This window comes from Rhodoferax sp. LS1R11, from assembly GCF_056521395.1.
In genome coordinates, this window is the sequence record NZ_JBWMAW010000040.1 from 1 (window position 1) to 1,762 (window position 1,762).

Annotated in this window: 1 protein-coding gene; it reads right to left on the reverse strand. The window is 42.0% G+C overall.

The annotated features are described in order from the left end of the window. Nucleotides 1-36: 36 nt before the first annotated feature. On the reverse strand, nucleotides 37-1,762 hold a 1,726-nt coding region (locus tag AC097N_RS21185), incomplete at its 5' end, for a hemagglutinin (RefSeq protein WP_479584047.1).

Consider the following 1,762-nt stretch of genomic DNA (forward strand, 5'->3'; position numbering starts at 1 on the left):
ACGCGTGATCAGTAGAAACAAGGGTGTTTTTGCCAATTATATACAAATGTTGCATCTGCAAGACCCGTTGGACATGGCCCAGAACAAAAAGGCAGCAAACCCCATTGCAATCACAAGAGATGAGGCGACAGTCGAATAAATGGTGAGGATTTTGTAAGTTTCTTCAGATTCCAGCTTGACCCCCTCTATTTTCTGTCTTTCTAATTTTGATTCCTCTTGATACTTCCTCCTGTTGTAGGTCCCATTCCGAATTGTCTCCATGCAATGGTCATCACATTTGTGGTATAGCTCGAAACATCCTCTCCCATCTTCCACCGCATTGGAACCCAAAGCCCTCTTCACTTTATTATATAGATTGTTTACATTAGCGTCATGTTCATCGAGTGTTTTCTGGTTTTCAAGCAGAACTAGCAATTCTGCATTATATGCCCATATATCTTGGATTTGATCATCAACCTTATCATTGATCATGTTAAGCCTAGTTTCTACCTCACTGAATTCATGATCAATGATTTCATACTGCTTGTTCATTTTGTCGACTATATTATTCACTTTGGATGTTATTTTATCAATTGCCTTTTGGGTTGAATCTCTATCTGCTGCCATACCAACCCCTTGGTCATTTGAATGCTGGAACCCATACCAACCAGCAACTAGTCCTGACCAACCTCCCTCTATAAATCCTGCTATGGCCCCGAATAGTCCTCTGCTAGATCTAGAAGGCACATTCCTCAGACCAACTGCAAGTTTGAGACTCTTTACACCAATGTACTTTGAGCAGTTTCCAAATGCATACTTACTTACATTTTGGAAGGGCAATGTTGTGTTTAAGCCACCTTTCTCTGTTTGACACTGCACTGTACAGCTACCCATTTTTAAGTCAGTCTTTAGGATTCTTCCGTGGCTCTCTCCTGAAAGGATGTGTCCATACCACGGAGCTATTAGATTCCCATCAGATTTTATCCGCAGTGTTTGGCCCGGTTTCAATACCGACCAATAATAATTAATTCTTCCCATCAAACCGTTGACAAGAGGCCTTGGTCCTATCAATGGTTTAAAGACCCTATTCATTTCCTCTGTTGCCACACTCGTTGTTGTGTCGGTTCTGGTGTACAGATTTGTCTGCGCAGCATCGGTGGGTGGATGATTTATACCCCACATGAAAAGAATGTTCTTTCCTTGATTATTTGTGTATTGAGCATCTTGGGTAGGGTAAGCGTTGTTCTTTTGAGTCAACCATCTCATGCTTCTGTAGAATGAATCCGAGCATGCTTTGCTTGTCCCACTGTAAGACACATTCCAGATTGTGTCTGGAAAGATCTGGATCCTTTGATAAGACCTAGAAGAACTAAAAAGTGATCTTAGCTCTTCTAGATTTTCTACATTCCCGGGATAACATAATCCGTTAACGGCTGATGGCCTCTCGACGATATAGGACCATTCTCTTCCTCCCAGCAATGGATCACAAGAAGGATTGCCATAAATTAGCCCTTCAATGGTGCAGGTGTCTAGAATAAGAGGGTGTCCCAAGCTTGTTGCACACAGCATCCCATTATGCTCTGTGTGGAGCAGTTCTTTGGCATGTGTCACAGGAACATTGTTTTCTGTTAGCGTGTCCACAGTTTCTGTTGAGTTTGTTGATTGATAGCCTATGCAGATTTTATCTGCATTGCTTACTGTTGCTGCTAGTAGTATAGTTATTAGTGATACTGTCTCCATCTTGAGTGGTTGTGAAATTCCCCTGCTTTTGCTGATCACGCGT